Origin of the sequence: Lujinxingia vulgaris (assembly GCF_007997015.1) — a bacterium.
In the GTDB taxonomy this organism is placed as follows: Bacteria; Myxococcota_A; Bradymonadia; order Bradymonadales; family Bradymonadaceae; genus Lujinxingia; species Lujinxingia vulgaris.
The window spans coordinates 110,755-129,785 of the sequence record NZ_VOSM01000011.1 but is presented as its reverse complement, the minus strand read 5'-3'; the positions used below and the strand labels follow the sequence as shown (position 1 = coordinate 129,785).

Genomic DNA, 19,031 nt, shown 5'->3' with positions numbered 1-19,031 from the left:
TTTGAAAAAACAAAAAAGCCGGCCTCCCCTCAACAGGGAAACCGGCTCTTCACTTCACATTTTCAACCCGAAAGCCGCCCAACCCGAGCGCACTCAGGGCGAAGTCCAGCAAGGAGCAAGGAGGAAGCTGTGGCAGCGCCACCGCGACGACGCTGGCTTCGTCCTGATGCGCTCGGCACCCGCAAAACTCCCAACCCGAGCGCACTCAGGGCGAAGTCCAGCAAGGAGCAAGGAGGAAGCTGTGGCAGCGCCACCGCGACGACGCAGCGACAACGCTGGCTTCGTCCTGATGCGCTCGGCGATGAAGCTGTAGCAGCGCTACTGCGAATCCCAGACGACGCAGCCAGCGTCGTCCTGATGCGCTCGGCAAAGGCGCTTACTCTACGATCTTGCCTTCCTTAGCGAACGCAATCTTCATGCGCTCGCGCTTAAGCGCCAGGCGGTGCTGCTCGAAGATATCCTCGGGCACCATCTCATTTTTGGAGCGCTCTTCGAGCTCGACCATCGCGGTCTCGTAGCGCTCCAGGTCGCGGCGGGCGCGCTCGATGTCGATGTCGCTGACACCGCTGCACCCTTCGGTGAGCACGGTGACGCGATCGTTGAACACCTCGACATAGCCCTGCTCCACCAGGAAGTGACGCGTCTTGCCTCCCTGGGTCACGATCATCTCGCCAACACCCAGCACCGAGAGGATCGGCAGGTGGCCCGGCAGAATGTCCATCTGCCCCAGCAGACCCGGCAGAACCACGTCGTCGACAGGCTCGCTGAAGACCGCCTTCTCGGGGGTCACAACTTCCAAATGCAGCGTCTCGGCCATCTCTTCGTCCTTTCAAACCGCGCGTTAAGGGCCGCCTCCACATCGGTGGCGGGCGCCCCTTAACGCGCCAAACTCAACGCCGCGCCCCACTCGGAGCGCGGCAAAAAAGCGATTACGCCTCAGCCGCCAGACGCTCAGCCGCTTCGCGGGCGTCATCCAGCGTACCCACCAGGTAGAAGGCCTGCTCGGGAAGGTCATCAACCTCACCGTTCACAAGCGCCTTGAACCCGGCGATGGTGTCTTCGAGCTTCACGTACTTGCCCTTCATGCCGGTGAACTGCTCGGCGACGTGGAAGGGCTGCGAGAGGAAGCGCTGGATCTTACGGGCGCGCGCCACGACCAGCTTGTCTTCCTCGGCCAGCTCGTCCATGCCGAGAATGGCGATGATGTCCTGAAGCTCTTTGTAGCGCTGAAGCACCGACTGCACGTCACGCGCCACCTGATAGTGCTCCTCACCCACGATCTCCGGGGTGAGAATCTGGCTGGTGGAGTCGAGCGGGTCGACCGCCGGGTAGATACCCAGCGACGCCAGCTGACGCGAGAGAACCGTCGTCGCATCAAGGTGAGCGAACGCGGTCGCGGGCGCGGGGTCCGTAAGGTCATCGGCGGGAACGTAGACGGCCTGAACGGACGTAATCGAGCCCTTGGTCGTCGAGGTAATACGCTCCTGAAGCGCGCCCATCTCGGTGGCCAGCGTCGGCTGGTAACCGACCGCGGAGGGGATACGGCCGAGAAGCGCGGAGACCTCCGAGCCGGCCTGGGTGAAGCGGAAGATGTTGTCGATGAAGAGAAGCACGTCCTGGCCTTCCGAGTCGCGGAAGTACTCCGCGATGGTCAGCGCGGAGAGCGCCACGCGCGCACGCGCTCCGGGCGGCTCGTTCATCTGACCGAACACCAGGGCAACCTTGGACTCTTCCCAGGTGCCGTTGGCGCCCATGATCCCCGACTCCATCATCTCGAAGTAGAGGTCGTTTCCTTCACGGGTACGCTCACCGACGCCGCCGAAGACCGAGAAACCACCGTGGGCAAGCGCCACGTTGTTGATCAGTTCCTGAATCAGAACCGTCTTGCCGACGCCGGCGCCGCCGAAGAGGCCGACCTTACCACCACGCGAGTACGGGGCGAGGAGGTCGACGACCTTGATGCCCGTCTCGAACATCTCGCTGGCCGTGGACTGCTCCTCGAACTTCGGAGCCGGGCGGTGAATCGGAAGGGTCTGCGTCGCTTCAAGCGACACGATCTCTTTGACGTTGGTCTTCGAGACGGTCACATCCGTGATGTCATGCACGTGCTTAAGGTCGCGCACTTTCACCGTGTACGAGGTCTCGCCTTCCTCGGAGATGATGCCGCGAACGACCTTGCCGTCGTTGAGACGCAGCACGCTGATCTCGTCGACGGGCTTGCCGGCGACGTTGAGAATACGACCGAGCACCTCACGACCGACCGGCACGTTGATGGGCGCGCCGGTGTTCTTGACCTTCATCCCACGCACCAGACCGTCGGTCGAGCTCATGGCGATGGTACGCACCACGCCCTCACCCAGGTGGAGCGCAACTTCCAACACCAGGTTGTCTTCCTCATCGGAGAGACCCGGGTTGGTCACCAGCAGCGCCGTCAACAGATCGGGCACCGCGTCGGTGGCGAAGGCCACGTCCACAACCGGACCAAGGACCTGCTTGATGGACCCAAGTTTTGTGGCCTGCTGGCCCGCTTCTGTGTTCACCGGTTCTGCCGCCATATCGATACTCCTGAAATTCGGATTGCTTAAAAGGGTAAGGCCCTCTCAGGCCTGTTTTAGCTGTTGAGCGATTCGGAACCGCTGACGATCTCGACGATTTCTTTGGTGATGTAGGCCTGACGCGCGCGGTTGTACTGCAGGGTGAGCGACGCGATCATGTCGGTGGCGTTGTTGGTGGCGTTATCCATCGCCGTCATCCGCGACGCCTGCTCGCTGGCCTCACTCTCCAGGAGCGCCTGCAGCACCTGGACCTCGATATGCCCGGGGAGAAGACGCCCGAGAAGCGTGTCGACGTCCGGCTCGTAGATATAATCGGCGCTGGCCTGCACATCGTCGGCCTGCTCGTCGTTGGTCGCAAAGGGAAGCAGCGGATGCACCATCTGCTCGACCGCGATCGCCGAGACGAAGCGGTTATAACAGATGTAGACCGCCTCGTAGTCGCCCTGGAGGTACTCGTTCATCGCCTCCTGGGCGATGCGCTTGGCCTGGCTGTAATCGATCGCCCCGATCACATCGTCGTAGCTGCGCACAACCGGGTGGACGCTGCGCCCGTAATGACCCGCCGCCTTGCGACCCACGGTCACCACATCGACCTTCTCGCCGGCGGTGACCAGCTCTTTGAGGAAGCGGTCGACCCGACGAAAGAGGTTGGTGTTAAAGCCACCGCACAACCCGCGGTTACTGCTGACCACGATCACCAGCGCCTTCTCCCGCAGCTCGCGACGGGCAAGCAGGGGGTGCGACTCCGGATCCACGCGCGAGGCCAGGCTATCGATCACCTCCCCCATCTTGACCGCATAGGGGCGCGAGGCCTCCATACGCTCCTGCGCACGGCGCAGCTTGGCGGCGGCGACCATCTTCATCGCCCGCGTGATCTTCTGGGTGTTCTTGACCGACCCGATCCGCTTGCGGATGTCCTTGAGATTTGGCATGTCGACGTCTTCTTTGGTGGTGGAGAGAGCCGCCCGACCCTTCTCGCTTTTCAGCGCGGCCGGGCGGCCCTTTAAACTTCAATCTTCGCCGCTTGAGAGATTACTCGGCGGCCGCCGCCTCACGCTGCGCTTTGAAGTTCTCGGTGTACTCTTCGAGGATCGCCAGCACCTTCGCCGTGACCTCGCTCTGCCCGTCGGTGCCCGCCTTCTTGCCGAACTTCTTGTCGCCCTTGATGGCGTCCCAGATCTTCGGATCTTTGCTCTCCGCGAAGCTGTACAGGCCCTCTTCGTACGCTTTGAGGTCGCTGACCGCCAGCGCGGTGAGCAGGCCGGCGTTGGCGGCGAAGATGATCATGACCTGCTTGGCCGCATCCAGCGGGCTGTACTGGGTCTGCTTGAGCAGCTCCACCAGTCGCGCGCCCTTGGCCAGCTGCGCCTGGGTCGTCTTGTCGAGGTCGGAGGCAAACTGGCTGAACGCCTCCAGCTCGCGATACTGCGCAAGGTCCACGCGGAGCGTACCGGCGACGTTCTTCATCGCCGAGATCTGCGCGGCACCACCGACGCGGCTCACCGAGATACCGACGTTAATCGCCGGGCGAACACCGGCGTTGAAGAGGTCGGTCTCCAAAAAGATCTGACCGTCGGTAATCGAGATGACGTTGGTCGGAATGTAGGCGGAGACGTCGCCGGCCTGGGTCTCAATGATCGGCAGCGCGGTGAGGCTACCACCACCCTCGGCGTCGCTCATCTTGGCGGCGCGCTCGAGCAGACGGCTGTGAATGTAGAAGACGTCCCCGGGGTAGGCTTCACGTCCCGGCGGACGACGAAGCAGCAGCGAGAGCTCGCGGTAGGCCACGGCCTGCTTGGAGAGGTCATCGTACACGATCAGCGCGTGCTGGCCGTTGTCGCGGTAGTACTCGCCCATCGCAACGCCGGAGTAAGGCGCAAGGTACTGCAGGGGCGCCGGCTGCGAGGCCGTCGCCGAGACCACCGTGGTGTATTCCATCGCACCAAAACGCTTGAGCTTCTCCACGGTCTGCGCAACGGTCGACTCTTTCTGACCGATGGCGACGTAGATGCATTTTACGCCGGTGTCTTTCTGGTTGATGATCGTGTCGATGGCCACCGCGGTCTTACCGGTCTGGCGGTCACCAATGATCAGCTCACGCTGACCACGACCAATCGGCACCATCGAGTCGATGGCCTTAAGGCCGGTCTGCATCGGCTCGCCAACGCTCTGGCGCGGAATGATGCCGGGGGCCTTGACCTCGATACGCGAGCGAAGGTCGCTCTCGATCGGGCCCTTGCCGTCGATCGGCATGCCCAGCGCGTTGACCACGCGGCCTTCCAGCGCCGGACCCACCGGAACGTCGACGATGCGACCGGTCAGCTTGACCTCGTCGCCCTCAACAATGCCGCGGTCGCTACCCAGAAGCGCAACACCGACGTTGTCTTCTTCCAGGTTGAGCACCATCCCGTAGACTTCGCCCGGGAACTCCAGCAGCTCGCCGGCCATCGCCGACTCCAGACCGTAAACGCGCGCGATACCATCACCGATCGAGATAACCGTACCCGTCTCGCTGGTCTCCATACGCGAGTCGTAGTTCTCGATCTGCTTTTTGATGATGGAGCTGATCTCTGCGATGTTAATGTCCATCTTGCACTTACCCTTGAGCTCGGGGGTCACTCATATCCCGGTAGGCCGACTCGCATCTCGCAAGCTCGGGCCGGGGCAACGGCGCCCTCGGTGATCCGTAATTAGACTTCTTTGAGAATCGCTTCGCGCATCCGCTTGAGCTGAGTGCGCACCGAACCGTCGTAGATCGAGCCGCCGACCCGCGCGACGACCCCGCCGATGAGAGCCTCGTCCACCGACGTCTCCACCAGCACCTCTTTACCCGTCATCTTCGCAAGCGCCGCCTTGACCTCGGCCAGCTGCGCGTCGCTCAGCGCCGTGGCGCTGCTCACGCGAGCGCGAACCCGGCCGGCCTTCTCGTCGACACCGGCGCTGAAATCCTCGGCGATCTCGCGCACATAGCGCAGGCGATCGCGGTCGAGGAGCAGCATCACAAAGTTCTTAAAGAGCTGATCCCAGCCCTGCTTCTGAGCCAGCGCTTCGATCACCGCGCGGCGCTCCTTGAGCTTGACCCCGGGGTTGAGCAGCGCCTGACGCAGCGTCTCGCTCTGATCAAACGCCTCGCTCAACCAGCTCAGCGAGCCGTGAATCGGCTCGAGCTTCTTCTGCTCGCTTGCGAGCTCGAGCAGCGCGCGGGCGTATCGTCGGGCTACCGGTACCTTTGCCATATCTACTCCTGATAAGCGCTCTGCTCAGACCGGAACTTCGGCGGTTTGAGGGCGCCTGAAAACCATTCAGTTCTTAGCCGCCGAAGACGCCTTGCCCAGCTCGGCAACGTAGCTCTCGACGAGCTTGTTCTGCACACCGGCATCCACGCGCTCACTCGCCACGCGCTGCGCCATCTCCAGGGCGGTGTTGACCGCCTGCTCTTCGAGCATGGCCACCGCGCGCTTGACCTCCTGCTGGATGGTCAGCTCGGCGTCGGCCCGCATCTTCTCGACGCTCTTCTTGGCGGCGTCGATCAGGCGCTGTTTCTCGCGCTCACCCTGAGCGTGGTACTCGTCGAGCATCGACTGACGATCGCGCTCCAGCGCCTCGAGCTTCGCGTTGAGCTCGGCCAGGCGAGCCTCGGCTTGCTCGCGGGCGAGCCTGGCGGCGTTCATGTCCGCCAGGAAGGTCTCGCGGCGGTTGGCAAAGAAGTCGCGGATCGCCGGGCCACCAAACTTGATGATGATCCCCAGGAACACCAGCAGGTTGAAGATGCCGGTAAACCAGTACTTCCAGGGGAAGCCGTGGCCCTCACCGGAAGCCGCCGCAAACGCAGGCGCGCTCACGCACACCAGGAGCACAAGCACCTGCACAAAGATCGCCCGCCGGGAGCCCGCCACGCGAAGAAGTTTCGAAGTCATGTTCTTGTCCTGACTAACTTAGGAGTGGGCGCGCCGTCCTTAGAAAGACGCGCGCTCAACGGCTTATCCCTGCGGGAGCACCTTCTGAACCATCGCCTCGGCCAGCGCACGGGCACGCTCGTCGATCTCGGCGCGGGCCGCAACCACGCGATCCTCGATCACCTTGCGCTCTTCGGCCAGCTTGCCGCCGAGCTCCTCGCGCACCTCTTCGAGGATATCGTCCTGCTCGGCCAGCCCCTGATTGCGCAGGGACTCGCGCACATCCTGGGCCTCGCGGCGCGCTTTGCTCAGCTTCTCATCGTAGGAAGCGGTGAGCACGGCGGCCTGTGCGTCCATCTCACCGGCCTCTTCGGAGGAGCCCTGCACGCTCTCTTCGCGTGCTTCCACCGTCTTGAGGTAGGGCTTGATCAGGACGAAGTTCAGGATCACAAAGACGAGCAAGAACGCGCCCATCTGAACGAAGAGCGTGCCGTCTATGTCGATCGCAACCGCTGCGACGAGCAGCGGACTTGAAGCGGTCATTACATCGATCATCGTGGCGCCTTTTAAGTCAGCGGGAAGTTGCGCTTCCCGCCTTATTTCTGGCCCTCTTGGCCGTTTTGCGGGAAAACCGTCGCGGCTTTAACACGGTGTTTTCAAAGGTGTCAAGGAAGGCATCTCCCGGGGGCTGCGCAAGCCGGCTGGCCCCATTTCTGCCGCGATCTTTCTTGACCGCGTTGGTCCCATCGTTATTGTAATGATCAGGCGCCCTCGGGGCGCTTTTTTTAAACCCGGTACCTGCACCCGATCCTTGATGTGCGCCTCTCATCTCTTTATTGCTGCTGGCTACCCCGCGCGCCGCATCCGACGCGCCCCACCGATCGCTCCACATCTGCGCCGGGACCGACCTGCCATTTGCCCGGCTTTCTCCCCCTCCGGGGAGCCCTGCTCGCCACCTCTTCCAAGCTCTGAGAAATAGCTTCGCGCCCGGGTCGTTATGGGACACGACCAGGCCGCTCGACTTGCATCCTTTGTCCTTCAGAAGTTGATGACCGTGAAAGACTCCAACGAGCAAGCACCCAACTCGCCCCGGCCCACCGCCTCCGACAGCCAATTTACCGGGGAGAACCTCGCGTTTATCGAGGATCTCTACCGCCAGTACCTGGAAGACGCCTCCTCGGTCGATCCGAGCTGGAAGCCGATCTTCCAGGAGTATTTTGGCGGCGACGCCCCGGTCAACAGTGGCGCCCCCCACTTCAAGCCCCGCTCGATCTTTGAGCCGGCCCGCGTCCCCACCCGGGATCTGGGTGGCGAGGCGGTCTGGGTGGATAAGGCCGAAGGGATCACGGTGAAGGCTCCCGGCCGCACCGAGGGGTTTGCCGCGCGCGTCGAGGCGATCGTGCGCGCCTTCCGCCTCCACGGTCACCTGATCGCGAAGATCGATCCCCTCGATCGTCCGCGCCGCCCCGCCCCCCCGGAGCTTGAGCCCTCGCTCTACGGCTTCACCTCCGGCGATCTTAAGGCGAAGGTCAACTACGAGCCCCTCTTCGGCTCCCGCGAAGTGACCCTGGGCGATCTTCTCCAGCGCCTGCGCGATCTTTATTGCGGCCACATCGCCGTCGAATACCAGAACATGCCGGGCAGCCAGTCCCGCACCTGGCTGCGCGATCGCATCGAGCGCAACGACTACGCCCCGCTCGATGTCGCCGCCGACGGCCCGCACATCCTCAAAAAGCTCGTCGACGCCGACGCCTTTGAGACCTTCCTGCATAAGAAGTACGTCGGCGCCAAGCGCTTCTCGCTCACCGGCGGGGAGTCGCTGATCCCGATGCTCGACTTCATGCTCGAAGAGGCCGCCGACTCCGGCGTCGAAGAGGTCGTCGTGGGCATGGCCCACCGCGGTCGCCTCAACGTGCTCCACAACATCATGAACAAGCCCGCTGAGGCGATGTTCTCGGAGTTCGAAAAAGTCCAGACCCCCGAGGAGTACGTCGGCAGCAGCGACGTCAAATACCACATGGGGTTCTCCAGCGATCACCCCACGCGCAACGGCAAGACCGTTCACCTCTCGCTCTGCTTTAACCCCAGCCACCTCGAGTTTGTGAACCCGGTGGTCCTGGGGCGCGTGCGCGCCAAACAAGATCGCCTGGGCACCGAGGCCGCCCGCCAGAAGCTCCTGCCGCTGCTCCTGCACGGCGACGCAGCCTTCTCCGGCCAGGGCATCGTGACCGAGTCGCTCAACCTGGCGCGCGTCAAAGGCTACAACGTCGGCGGCACCATCCACGTGGTGATCAACAACCAGATCGGCTTCACCACCAACCCCGAAGACGGCCGCTCCACGACCTACGCCACCGACGTGGCGAAGATGCTGGAAGTGCCGATCTTCCACGTCAACGGCGACGACCCCGAAGCCTGCGTGCGCGTGATGAAGCTCGCCATGCAGTACCGCCAGCGCTTTGGCGAAGATGTCATCGTGGACCTGGTCTGCTACCGCCGCTACGGCCACAACGAAGGCGACGAACCCCGCTTCACCCAGCCTGAGATGTACGGCGCCATCGACAGCTCCAAGCCGGTGCGCGAGAAGTACGTCGACAGCCTCATCGAGCGCCAGATCATGAGCGCCGACCAGACCGAGGCGGTCTGGAACGAGCGCATGGATTACTACGGCGAAGTCTTCAAAGAGGTGCGCGAGCAGCCCCAGCGCAAGTCCATCAGCAGCCTCGACGGGCTGTGGACGCCGTACCACGGCGGCGAACTCGAAGCCGGCGCCGGAAACGACGCGCCCATCAATGAAGATCTTTTCAAAGAGCTCGCCCGCAAACTCACCGAAGTCCCCGAGAGCCACAACGTGCACCGCACGCTGCGCCGCTTCCTCAAAGGTCGCGAGCAGGTCGCATCTGGCGAGGCCCCGGCCGACTGGGGCACTGGCGAGGCGCTGGCGTTTGCGTCGCTGCTGATCAACGGCACGCGCATCCGCATGACCGGCCAGGACTGCATCCGCGGCACCTTCAGCCACCGCCACGCCGCCCTCTTCGACACCGAGACCGGTGAAGGCTACTGGCCGCTGCGCAACCTCAAGGAAGACCAGGCCTCCATCGAGATCTACAACTCCACCCTCTCCGAGAACGCGGTCCTGGGCTTTGAGTACGGCTTTAGCCTCGACTCCCCCGACGCGCTCGTGCTCTGGGAGGCGCAGTTCGGCGACTTCGTCAACGGCGCCCAGGTCATCATCGACCAGTTCATCAACTCCGGCGAAGATAAGTGGAAGCGCCTCAGCGCGCTCACCCTCCTCCTCCCCCACGGCTACGAGGGCCAGGGCCCGGAGCACTCCTCCGCTCGCCTGGAGCGCTTCCTCCAGCTCTGCGCCGGCGACAATATGTACGTCTGCAACATGACCACGCCGGCGCAGTACTTCCACGCGCTGCGCCGCCAGGTGCTGCACAGCGCGCGCAAGCCCCTGATCGTGATGAGCCCCAAGAGCCTGCTGCGCCACAAAGACGCGGTCAGCCCCATGGAGGACTTCACCACCGTGGGCTTCCAGCCCATCCTCAAAGAGACGCGCGAGTCGGTGAACACCGAGAAAGTCCGCCGCGTGCTGCTTTGCTCCGGAAAGGTCTACTACGACCTCTGCGACTACGCCGCCGAGCAGGGCATCGACGATGTCGCCATCGTGCGCGTCGAGCAGCTCTACCCGCTCGAAGGCAAACTTCTTCAGGACGCGGTCGCGCCTTTCAAGAACTCCCGCGAGATCGTGTGGGTCCAGGAAGAGCCCAAGAACATGGGTTCCTGGCACTACATCTTCCCGCGTCTCATCGAGCTCTTCGGTGCCGATCCGCTTCCGGCCTACGTCGGACGCGTGGCCAGCGCCAGCCCGGCCACCGGTGCCTACGAGAGCCACGAGCTTGAGCAGCGCGCGCTGGTGACCAAAGCCTTCGCCGAGACCCTCGATTAAACCCCGACAAGCCCCCGGCGGGCTTGTGTTTCAGCGCCCAGGTCTGGTAACCCCTTGGGCGCGGCGAGGCTGCGCTTCGCCGATCCATGTTGTGTTAGTGAGCCCCTGTACTATTAGTTCTTACGTTGCACGCCTACGAGGCCTTACATGAGCGTACCCGTAGAGGTCCCCACCCTTGGTGAGTCTGTCACCGAGGCGATCATCGCTGAATGGCTGAAAAAAGAAGGTGATTTCGTCGAAGAAGACGAGATCATTGCCGAGCTGGAGACCGACAAGATCACCGTCGAGGTTCCCGCGCCGGTCGCAGGCACCATCAAGAAGCTGCGCTTTGCCATCGATGACTCCGTTAACCCGGGCGATGTCATCGCCGACATCGAGCCTGGCGAGTCCAAAGGCGGCGACGCCGGCGACACCAAAGCTGAGGCCTCGGCTGACGTGGCCCCCAAAGCTGCCGCGGCCTCCGACGAGGGCGACGGCGCCGACCACGATAAGGTTGGCCCGGCGGTTCAGCGCCTGGTCGAAGAGAACAACCTGAAGCTGGCCGACATCAAGGGCACCGGCCCGGGCGGACGCGTCACCAAGGGCGATGTGCTCGAGCACATCAAAGATGGCGGCAAGTCCAGCAAGAAAGCCGAAGCCGAAAAAGCCGTGGAAGCCTCTCGCCCCGCCGTTGATCAGGGCGCGCTCGAAGAGCGCGTGACCATGAGCAAGCTGCGCCAGACCGTGGCGCGCCGCCTGGTCGAAGCCCAGCACAACGCCGCGATGCTCACCACCTTCAACGAAGTCGACATGACCGAGATCATGGCGCTGCGCAAGCAGTACCAGGATCGCTTCGTTAAGAAGTACGGCATCAAGCTGGGCTTCATGTCCTTCTTCATCAAAGCCTCGATCGAAGCGCTCAAGGCCTTCCCCTCGGTCAACGCCGAGATCGACGGCAACGATGTTGTTTACAAGAACTACTACAACATCGGCGTGGCCGTCGGCGGTGGCCGCGGGCTGGTGGTGCCGGTGCTCAAGAACGCCGACCAATACAGCTTCGCGCAGACCGAGCAGGAGCTGGGCAAACTCGTCGACAAGGCCGTCAACAACAAGTTGACGCTGCCTGAGCTGCAGGGTGGCACCTTCACCATCTCCAACGGTGGCATCTACGGCTCGATGCTCTCCACGCCCATCCTCAACCCGCCGCAGTCGGGTATCCTGGGCATGCACAACATCGTGGAGCGCCCGGTCGCCATCGATGGCAAGGTCGAGATCCGCCCGATCATGTACCTGGCCCTCTCCTACGACCACCGCATCATCGATGGTCGCGAGGCGGTCAGCTTCCTGGTCCGCATCAAAGAATGCCTGGAGAACCCCGAGCGCATCCTGCTCGAAGTCTGATCCCTGGCGAGCAGCGCTCCCAGCGCGACCTTAAGAGGTCGGGGCCCACGCCCCGGCCTCTTCGCCCATATGGCCTGGTCGCCCCCGCGATCGGCGCGCTCGCGATGACCTCAACGCCCCTGAACAAAGGCTGTTGCTATGTATGATCTCGTTGTGATCGGTTCTGGCCCCGGCGGCTACATCGCCGCCATCCGCGCCGCCCAGCTCGACATGAAAGTCGCCGTCGTCGAACGCTACGCCACCTTCGGCGGCACCTGCCTCAACGTGGGCTGCATCCCGTCGAAGGCGCTGCTCGAGTCGAGCGAGCGTTACGAAGAGGCCAAAGATCATTTTGGCGACCACGGCATCATCATTGGCGAGGTGAGCTTCGACCTTAAGAAGATGCTCGCTCGCAAAGACGAGGTCGTCGCCAGCCTCACCGGCGGCGTGGCCGGCCTCTTTCAGAAGAACAACATCGCCACCTTCCAGGGCCACGGCACCATTGTCGACACCAAAAAGGTCGAGGTGAAGAAGGACGACGGTTCGGTGGAGACGCTGGAGACCGAGCGCATCCTCATCGCCACCGGCTCCAAGCCCATCACGCTTCCCGGCGTGGAACTCGACAAGGAGTACATCGTCGACTCCACCGGCGCGCTCGACTTCCAGGAAGTCCCCGGGCACCTGGTGATCATCGGCGCCGGCGTTATCGGCCTGGAGCTCGGCTCGGTGTGGCGTCGCCTGGGCGCCAAAGTCACCGTCATCGAATACCTCGATGAGATCTTCGGCGGCCGCGCCGACAAAGACGTCTCGCGCCTGGCGCAGCGCGTCTTCAAGAAGCAGGGCATCGACTTTGAGCTGGGCGCAGCAGTGACCGGCGCCGAAGTCAAAGACGGCAAAGTCATCGCCACCTTTGAGCAAAAGGGCGAGTCCAAGACCATCGAATGCGACCGCCTGCTGGTGGGCGTGGGCCGCAAGCCCTACACCGAAGGCCTGGGCCTGGAGAACATCGGCCTGGAGACCAACAAGCGCGGCTTCATCGAGGTCAACGCGCACTACGAGACCTCGGTCGAAGGCGTCTACGCCATCGGCGACGTGATCCCCGGCCCGATGCTCGCACACCTGGCCGAGCACGAGGGCGTGGCCTGCGTCGAGCGCATCAAGGGCATCGCCGGGCACGTTAACTACGACGCGATCCCCGACGTGGTCTACACCCACCCCGAGATCGCCTCGGTGGGCAAGACCGAACAGCAGCTCAAAGAGGCCGGCATCAAATTCAAGGCCGGCAAGTTCCCCTTCAAAGCCAACGGCCGCGCCCGTGCGCTCAATGATACCGAAGGCTTTGTGAAGATCCTGGCCGACGCTGAGACCGACCGCATCCTGGGCGCGCATATCATCGGCCCGCGCGCCGGCGACCTGATCGCCGAGCTGGCGGTGGCCGTGGAGTTTGGCTCCAGCGCCGAAGACATCGCGCGCTCCAGCCACGCCCACCCCACGCTTGCCGAAGTTATTAAAGAAGCAGCGCTGGATGTGGATGGCCGCACGCTCAACCTTTGAGCCAACGCCGCACCGCCTGTGAAAAAGCCCGCTCCCCTGCACAGGGGGAGCGGGCTTTTTTCGTGGATGCGCCGGGTGGCGAGCTACTCTTTGGGCCGAAACACCTCGTAGCCCATCTCCTCGCGCGCCTGATCGCCCTGGCGAATGACCAGATCGCGCATCGCCCGATCCAGGCCCAGCCAGGCCTCGCGCACGTGCGGCGGCACCTCAAACTGATCAAGCACATCGATGAGGATCTGGTGGCGACGATCGAAATGGCCCACGAGGATCGGCATCTTCTGGTGCGCCTGCCGAATCGGCGGCCCCTGGTAGTCGCCCTGACGGCTGCCGATATGCGCGTGCACATAGTCGATCTGCGAGGCGATCAGCGCCTCTTTGTCGCTCATCGCAAAGAAGAAGCCGATCATCAGATCGTCGAAGAGGCGATCGTAAAAGGCGCGCATCAACGCCTCCATGCGCGCGCTTCCGCCGACCTCCTCAATCACATCCCAGCCCGGATTACTCGTTGCCATAACTGACCTCTTAAACGATGTCGCGGCGGTGCACCGTCATCATCAACGCGCCCTCATACACCGAGCCCAGCAGGCGCTCGGTCGGGATCTTCCGCAGCTCGCCAGGCTGCACGCTGTGGTCGCCTGCCCAGCGCAACGCGCCCTGACTCAAGGTGACCATGCGCACGCGCAACGGCGCGGTGGCCAGCGACTCACCAATGACCTCGATCGGGAGCCAGATCGGCGCGAAGTCGGCCTGATCCGACCAGATCGTGGGCACGCAAAAGACAGGCATCGCCGCCAGCGGGGCGTTGGGGGCAGGGCTCTCAAAGACGTCGATGAGCAGCGGAAGCCCCAATGAGCGCGCCACCTCGGTGATCAAACCATCGAAGGCCCGCTCGGCCTTCCCGGCGCGCACCGACGCGAGGCGTCGCTCCCAGATCTGACGCGCGCGGGTGAGAAAACCGCTGTAGGCCCCCTGGGCGAGGCTCAGGGCGCGTTGTTTTTCGGCGTCGCTCAGGCTGGCAAAGCGCGCGTTCATGGAGGCTCGCGTCGCGGCAAAGGCCGCGTCGATCGCGCCCTCCATCTCGGCGGTGGCCGCCGGAACGCGGCGAGGCACGCCGACGCGCCAGGGCTGGCGCTCGCCCTGGGCCAGCGGGGCGCGCTTCTCAAAGGCGCGCGCGCCGAGCTGCCCTGCGCGCACCGGAGCAGCCGCACCTTGCAACGCCCGCTCCATCCCTCGCAGAAGATCGCGCAGGGCGTCGCGCTCGCGCGTCGACCAGCATAAAAGGGGCGTGCTCCAGGGGAGGTTCGCGGGCTCACTCAGGCCGGTGGCCTCGGAAGGTGGGTCGAAGACATTGAGCGAGAGATCTTGGCCAGAGGCCGCTCGCCAGCTCCCAAGGTGGCGGGCCTCCTGGTCGAGAAGATCGCGCCAGACCTGCGCCAGCTCGGCAAACGAGGGCCAGGCCTCAAGCTCGCCACTCTGGGGTGCGGCGCCCTCAGCGAGCACCTCGGCGACCAGGCGCAGCGCGCGCGCCTGATCCACACCCTGGATGGTGCGCAGCGTGCGCGCGGCCTGCCGCAGCGCCGAGCGCGGAGACACCCCGCCGCACTCCCACAACATCTCGGTGAGCGCGCCGGCGTGGCGTGCCCAGGGGGTCGTCTGCAGCGCGGTGCTGGCCGCCTCGACCGCGTTCTGGAGGTAGGGCACCTCACTCACGTCAAACCACTCCGGCCACCTCGGCTCAGCCGCGAGCGCGCGCATCAGCGGCTCGCGTCCGCTGGTATCGAAGCTCGACGCGGACTCGCTCAACCCGGCGATCAGCCCAGCATGACGCGCCTCAAAACGCGCCAGCCGCCAGCGCACCAGCGCCGGAATTCTGGTGGCGGCCACCGGCTTCGCCGCCGCATGCCGAGCGGCCTGCCCGGCGAGGTTGCGAACCTGCTGGTCGTCGCGCAGGCGTAAGAGCAATGAGACCAGGGTGGGTGAGAGCCCGAGAAGTTGCGCCAGCGTGGGCGCAAAGGCATCGGCCAGCGCCGGCGGATAGAGCTCCATCAGCAGAGCCGCGTTGACCTTAAGCGCCCCTGCTCCCGTCGCATCGAAGGTGGTGAGCACCGGGCGGCCGCGCTCCTGAAGCTGCGCAACCACCTCCATCGCCTCAAAGGCCACCACCAGGCGCTCGATGCGCGCGGCCTGACCCTCATCACCCAGGCCCGTCTCGGCCAGTGCACCGATGAGCGCCGGCAGGTAGCTCTCCAGCACCTCCACGACTACGCGGCGGGCGCGGTGGCGGGCCGCCTTCAGATCCGCATCTTCTCCCTGGATCGTTGCGACCTCTCTCACACCAGCTCCTGAACTCACCGCGCGCTGAGCTTCGCTCAGCGTCGCGTCATCGACATCACTCTTCGGGGGGTTGTCGCCAGTATCTTAGGCCCGGCGTTACAAGAATTGAAGTGTCGAACGCGAACTTCTGCTCTCCCACCCCCAAAAGTGCTGGCGAGCCCGGACCTTCACCGATGCTCCAGCCGCGATCAGCGCCCGAAGGGCGCGCCGTTGCGCGTTCACCGGTACGCGTGCAACGTGGCGCGACACATCGTGAGCGCGGCGGACTTCGGGAGACGCCGCCAACCCACTGGCGGCGCCGCCCCCACCCGATGCTCAGAGCGCTTCCAGCCCGTAGGGCCAGCTCACCGGCCCGGGCTCGGAGGTTTCGGTGCCTTCAATCTCGCGCCCGAGCTCGCTGTCGCCGTTTTCACCCCAGCACAGGAGGGCGCCGGCGGTGGTGATGCCGCAGGTGTGGATCTTGCCGGCCTCGATCTGCGCAAAAGTCTCGGTGGTGTCGACCTCGATCGGCACAAGCTCATTGCCGGTTTGCTCCACCCCGATCTGCCCGTGGTTGTTATAACCCCAGCACCAGGCCACATCATCGGGCGCGATCGCGCAGCTGTGAATGTTGCCGCTGCTCACGCCGCTGAGCTCCACGTCGGTGCCCACCTCTTTGGGTTCCAGAATGAGCGTGGTCGAGTCGTCGCCGGTGCCCAACCTCCCGGTCGACGCCGGCCCCCAGCAGAAGACGCGCGCGCCCCGCGAGGTGGCCATATCGGCGCAGGTGTGCTGAAAACCCGCCGCCAGGCGCACCATCGTCGCGTCTTCCACCTCCCCAACCGCTGTGGGTTCACTCAGGTTCTCGGTGCCCCCGTAGCCCAGACGACCATCGCCCCCTCGCCCCCAGCAGAACGCCTCATCCGCCTCCGTCAGCCCGCAGATATGCTCGGCGCCGGTGCTGATCTGACGCCACGCGCGCTCACCCGACACCGGCGTGGGCGTTGGCACAGTCCCGGCGGTGCTGCCCACGCCCAACCTCCCCGCCGGATTGTAACCCCAGCAAAAGGCCTCTGCGCCGCGTCGCCCGCAGGTCAACGAGTCGCCCGCGCTCACCTCATCCCAGTCGTCGAACTCACCTACCTGCACCGGCTCGAAGACCGCGTCGACATCAACCTCTCCGTTGCCCAGCCGCCCGTACTGCTGCTGCCCCCAGCACCAGAGCGTGCCATCGGTGCGAATCCCGCAGCTATGCGCTGTGCCCGCGCTCACCTGCGCCCAGCTCCCCTCAACCAGAAGCGGTACAAGAGAGCGCTCGGGCTCCAGGCTGCCAAGCTGCGCATCGGTGTTGTTGCCCCAGCACCAAAGCGTCGCGTCGGCCAGGATCGCGCAGCCGTGCGTCTCCCCAAGCGACAACGCGCTCCACTGAGGCTCCACCAGGGTATAAGTGCGCCGATCCTCGTTGCAGCTCTCCTCGCCATCGTCCTCCACGCAGGCGCGCACCACCAGCTCCACCTCCGGCTGCTCCAGCACCAGCGCCGCACCCTCTTCGCAGCCGACCAGCGCCTCGCAACTTCCATCCGCACACACCTCACAGGTGATCGTGCAATCCTCGCGGTCGGTGCACGTGGCCACCACCTCACCCAACGCCGCGCGGTACACATCGCCCTCGGCCGGCGCGCTCACCTCAAGCGCCGGCACCTGCACCGTGCGGAAGGACACCGTCTCCTGCACCTCCTCCCCCTCATAGCTCGCGCGAATCACCACCGTATGCTCCCCGGCGTCGACCTCCACCAGATATGGCGAGGTGCAGAGCTCGGCGGCGAGCTCATTGAGCTGACAGGTCGTCACGCAACCCGCCGGCTCGCAGGAGAAGGTCAGCGTGACCTCGGCTTCTGCCCCCTCAAAGGTCACGGGTGAGTCCACCGAATCGACCTCCAGTCGAAGATCGCCCGGCGGCTCCCCATCATCGGGCACATCGATGTCGGGCTCCTCGCCATCGGGCACATCCGGGCCTGCGTCGGCGTCAGGCTCATCGCCGTCGGGCTCACCGCCCCCGTCTTCGACGTCCGCGTCGCGATCTTCGGGGGGATCATCATCGCCGCACCCCGTTCCCACGCCCACCAGCAACATCACCGCCAGCACCAGCCCCCATCGCCGCCCGATCCTCATGCTCCCCCCTCATTGCCAGATAGATGCTCGCCGCACTCGCCACTGGCGAGCGCGCGCGCCCCTTTTTCGTTGCCCTCAGCTCTCCCGAAAGATGCGCGCAACCTCATCGGGGTCAACCGGATTAAACACCGGAACCTGCGGCCAGCGCGCCTCCAGCCCCTGACGCAACGCCCGCGCGTCGAGGTGGGCACCGGTCACAGACGTCGGGTTGTAGGTGATCGCCAGCAAGCGGCTGGAGTGCCCCACCCGCACCTCCCAGCTCCGCCTGAACCGTCGCCACAACTTCCCGCTCGGGTGCAGCGCTGTACCGTCGCCCACTACCAACGTCCGCCGGCGCTGCGTGCCCACCGCCAGCAGCTCCTCCAGCACCCGATCGCTCACAAGCCCCGGCACCACCACCCCCGCCGTCGACCTTCGCCATAACTTGCGCCCCTGGCTCAACCCCACCAGCCCCGAGGCATGCGGAAGTTCGCGCAGCTCGCCATCATCTTCGACCAGATACGCGCGCTGCTCGCGCTGCGCGCTCGCCAGCGCGTCGCGCCACATCGCCCGCTCCACCACCGGCAGTGTCAGCCGATCGACCACATCCGAGGTGCGCCGCACAACCTCCCGCACCGAGTGCCCCACCACCGCGCCGGTCGACATCACGATCGCCTGCGCCACCTCCGGATGCGCCCCCACCACCCGGCCGTACGCCCCGTCCACAAAGACCGGATTAGCCCCCAGCTCCTCCAACGCCCCCAGCGCCGCGCTCACATCCCCGCGGTGCCTCAACCCCGCCAGCACCACCTCGCCAGCGCCCCGGGCCCGGGCCACCATCACCTGCCCCAGTGGCGAGCTCATCCCTAACGCCCTGACGTACTCCAGCGGCGCCGTAGAGCGCGAGAGTGCCTGCTCCGCGCTCACCACCCAATGCCCCTCCCCCACCACAATCGCGGGCTTCTCCGTGCCCAGCAGCACATCGGACTGCTCCCCATCAATGCCGACCGACACAAGCCCCACCGCTCGCTCTTGCTGACGCGCGATCAGGGCGTTGAGTGTGGTCGTCTTCCCGCAGTTCTTCGCCACACCCACCACCGCCAGCCGCCCACTCTCCCACCAGCGCTCCCCCTTCGGCTCTTCGCGATCTTCTCCCTGACTCACGCCCTGCTCCTTGACGCCCAACGCCCATGCTCCATCAAAAAAACCAGCGACGGGTTACCCCCGCCGCTGGTTCACCGGACGCAAGCT

The 19,031-nt window shown here is 64.7% G+C and carries 14 protein-coding genes; 3 read left to right on the top strand and 11 right to left on the bottom strand.

The window, feature by feature from the left end; genetic code table 11:
* Positions 1–376 precede the first annotated feature (376 nt).
* The 7 genes from atpC to FRC98_RS17850 form a co-directional block, all read right to left on the bottom strand.
* Entirely contained in the window at positions 377–817 is a 441-nt protein-coding gene (gene atpC / locus FRC98_RS17885; RefSeq protein ID WP_146982792.1) for an ATP synthase F1 subunit epsilon, read from the bottom strand.
* Positions 818–929: 112 nt separating this feature from the next.
* A complete protein-coding gene (gene atpD / locus FRC98_RS17880) occupies positions 930–2,555 on the bottom strand; it encodes a F0F1 ATP synthase subunit beta (protein WP_230467749.1) in 1,626 nt (541 codons plus the stop codon).
* Positions 2,556–2,611: 56 nt separating this feature from the next.
* On the bottom strand, positions 2,612–3,487 hold the full coding sequence (gene atpG / locus FRC98_RS17870) for an ATP synthase F1 subunit gamma (protein ID WP_146982791.1): 876 nt from the start codon (positions 3,485–3,487) through the stop codon (positions 2,612–2,614).
* A 100-nt stretch (positions 3,488–3,587) separates the two neighbouring features.
* Complete coding sequence (gene atpA / locus FRC98_RS17865; RefSeq protein WP_146982790.1) at positions 3,588–5,144, bottom strand: F0F1 ATP synthase subunit alpha; 1,557 nt, start codon at positions 5,142–5,144, stop codon at positions 3,588–3,590.
* A 101-nt stretch (positions 5,145–5,245) separates the two neighbouring features.
* On the bottom strand, positions 5,246–5,791 hold the full coding sequence (atpH, locus tag FRC98_RS17860) for an ATP synthase F1 subunit delta (protein WP_146982789.1): 546 nt from the start codon (positions 5,789–5,791) through the stop codon (positions 5,246–5,248).
* A gap of 66 nt (positions 5,792–5,857) precedes the next feature.
* Positions 5,858–6,472: a F0F1 ATP synthase subunit B gene (locus FRC98_RS17855; protein WP_146982788.1), complete on the bottom strand. Its 615-nt coding sequence runs from the start codon at positions 6,470–6,472 to the stop codon at positions 5,858–5,860.
* 63 nt (positions 6,473–6,535) lie between these two features.
* Complete coding sequence (locus FRC98_RS17850) at positions 6,536–7,006, bottom strand: F0F1 ATP synthase subunit B (RefSeq protein ID WP_146982787.1); 471 nt, start codon at positions 7,004–7,006, stop codon at positions 6,536–6,538.
* Between the two features lie 493 nt (positions 7,007–7,499).
* On the opposite strand from FRC98_RS17850, the gene FRC98_RS17845 reads away from it, so the two are divergent.
* The 3 genes from FRC98_RS17845 to lpdA all read left to right on the top strand — a co-directional run bounded on the left by FRC98_RS17845 (position 7,500) and on the right by lpdA (position 13,316).
* Positions 7,500–10,403, top strand: coding sequence for a 2-oxoglutarate dehydrogenase E1 component (locus tag FRC98_RS17845; RefSeq protein WP_146982786.1), 2,904 nt, complete (start codon positions 7,500–7,502; stop codon positions 10,401–10,403).
* Positions 10,404–10,550: 147 nt separating this feature from the next.
* Positions 10,551–11,783, top strand: coding sequence for a 2-oxoglutarate dehydrogenase complex dihydrolipoyllysine-residue succinyltransferase (gene odhB / locus FRC98_RS17840; RefSeq protein ID WP_146982785.1), 1,233 nt, complete (start codon positions 10,551–10,553; stop codon positions 11,781–11,783).
* A 138-nt stretch (positions 11,784–11,921) separates the two neighbouring features.
* Positions 11,922–13,316: a dihydrolipoyl dehydrogenase gene (gene lpdA, locus FRC98_RS17835; protein ID WP_146982784.1), complete on the top strand. Its 1,395-nt coding sequence runs from the start codon at positions 11,922–11,924 to the stop codon at positions 13,314–13,316.
* Positions 13,317–13,399: 83 nt separating this feature from the next.
* Here lpdA and FRC98_RS17830 read toward each other — a convergent pair whose 3' ends face one another.
* From FRC98_RS17830 to kamB, 4 genes are all read right to left on the bottom strand, one after another.
* The gene (locus tag FRC98_RS17830) at positions 13,400–13,828 is read right to left on the bottom strand and encodes a group I truncated hemoglobin (RefSeq protein ID WP_146982783.1); all 429 of its coding nucleotides are present in this window, start codon (positions 13,826–13,828) and stop codon (positions 13,400–13,402) included.
* 10 nt (positions 13,829–13,838) lie between these two features.
* Positions 13,839–15,650 (bottom strand): hypothetical protein, encoded by a 1,812-nt coding sequence (locus tag FRC98_RS17825; protein WP_146982782.1) that lies wholly within the window; start codon positions 15,648–15,650, stop codon positions 13,839–13,841.
* Between the two features lie 315 nt (positions 15,651–15,965).
* The gene (locus FRC98_RS17820; RefSeq protein ID WP_146982781.1) at positions 15,966–17,801 is read right to left on the bottom strand and encodes an RCC1 domain-containing protein; all 1,836 of its coding nucleotides are present in this window, start codon (positions 17,799–17,801) and stop codon (positions 15,966–15,968) included.
* Positions 17,802–17,876: 75 nt separating this feature from the next.
* Positions 17,877–18,944 carry a lysine 5,6-aminomutase reactivase subunit KamB gene (gene kamB, locus FRC98_RS17815; RefSeq protein ID WP_146982780.1) on the bottom strand — a complete coding sequence of 356 codons (1,068 nt, stop codon included), beginning with the start codon at positions 18,942–18,944 and terminating at the stop codon, positions 17,877–17,879.
* Positions 18,945–19,031 lie beyond the last annotated feature (87 nt).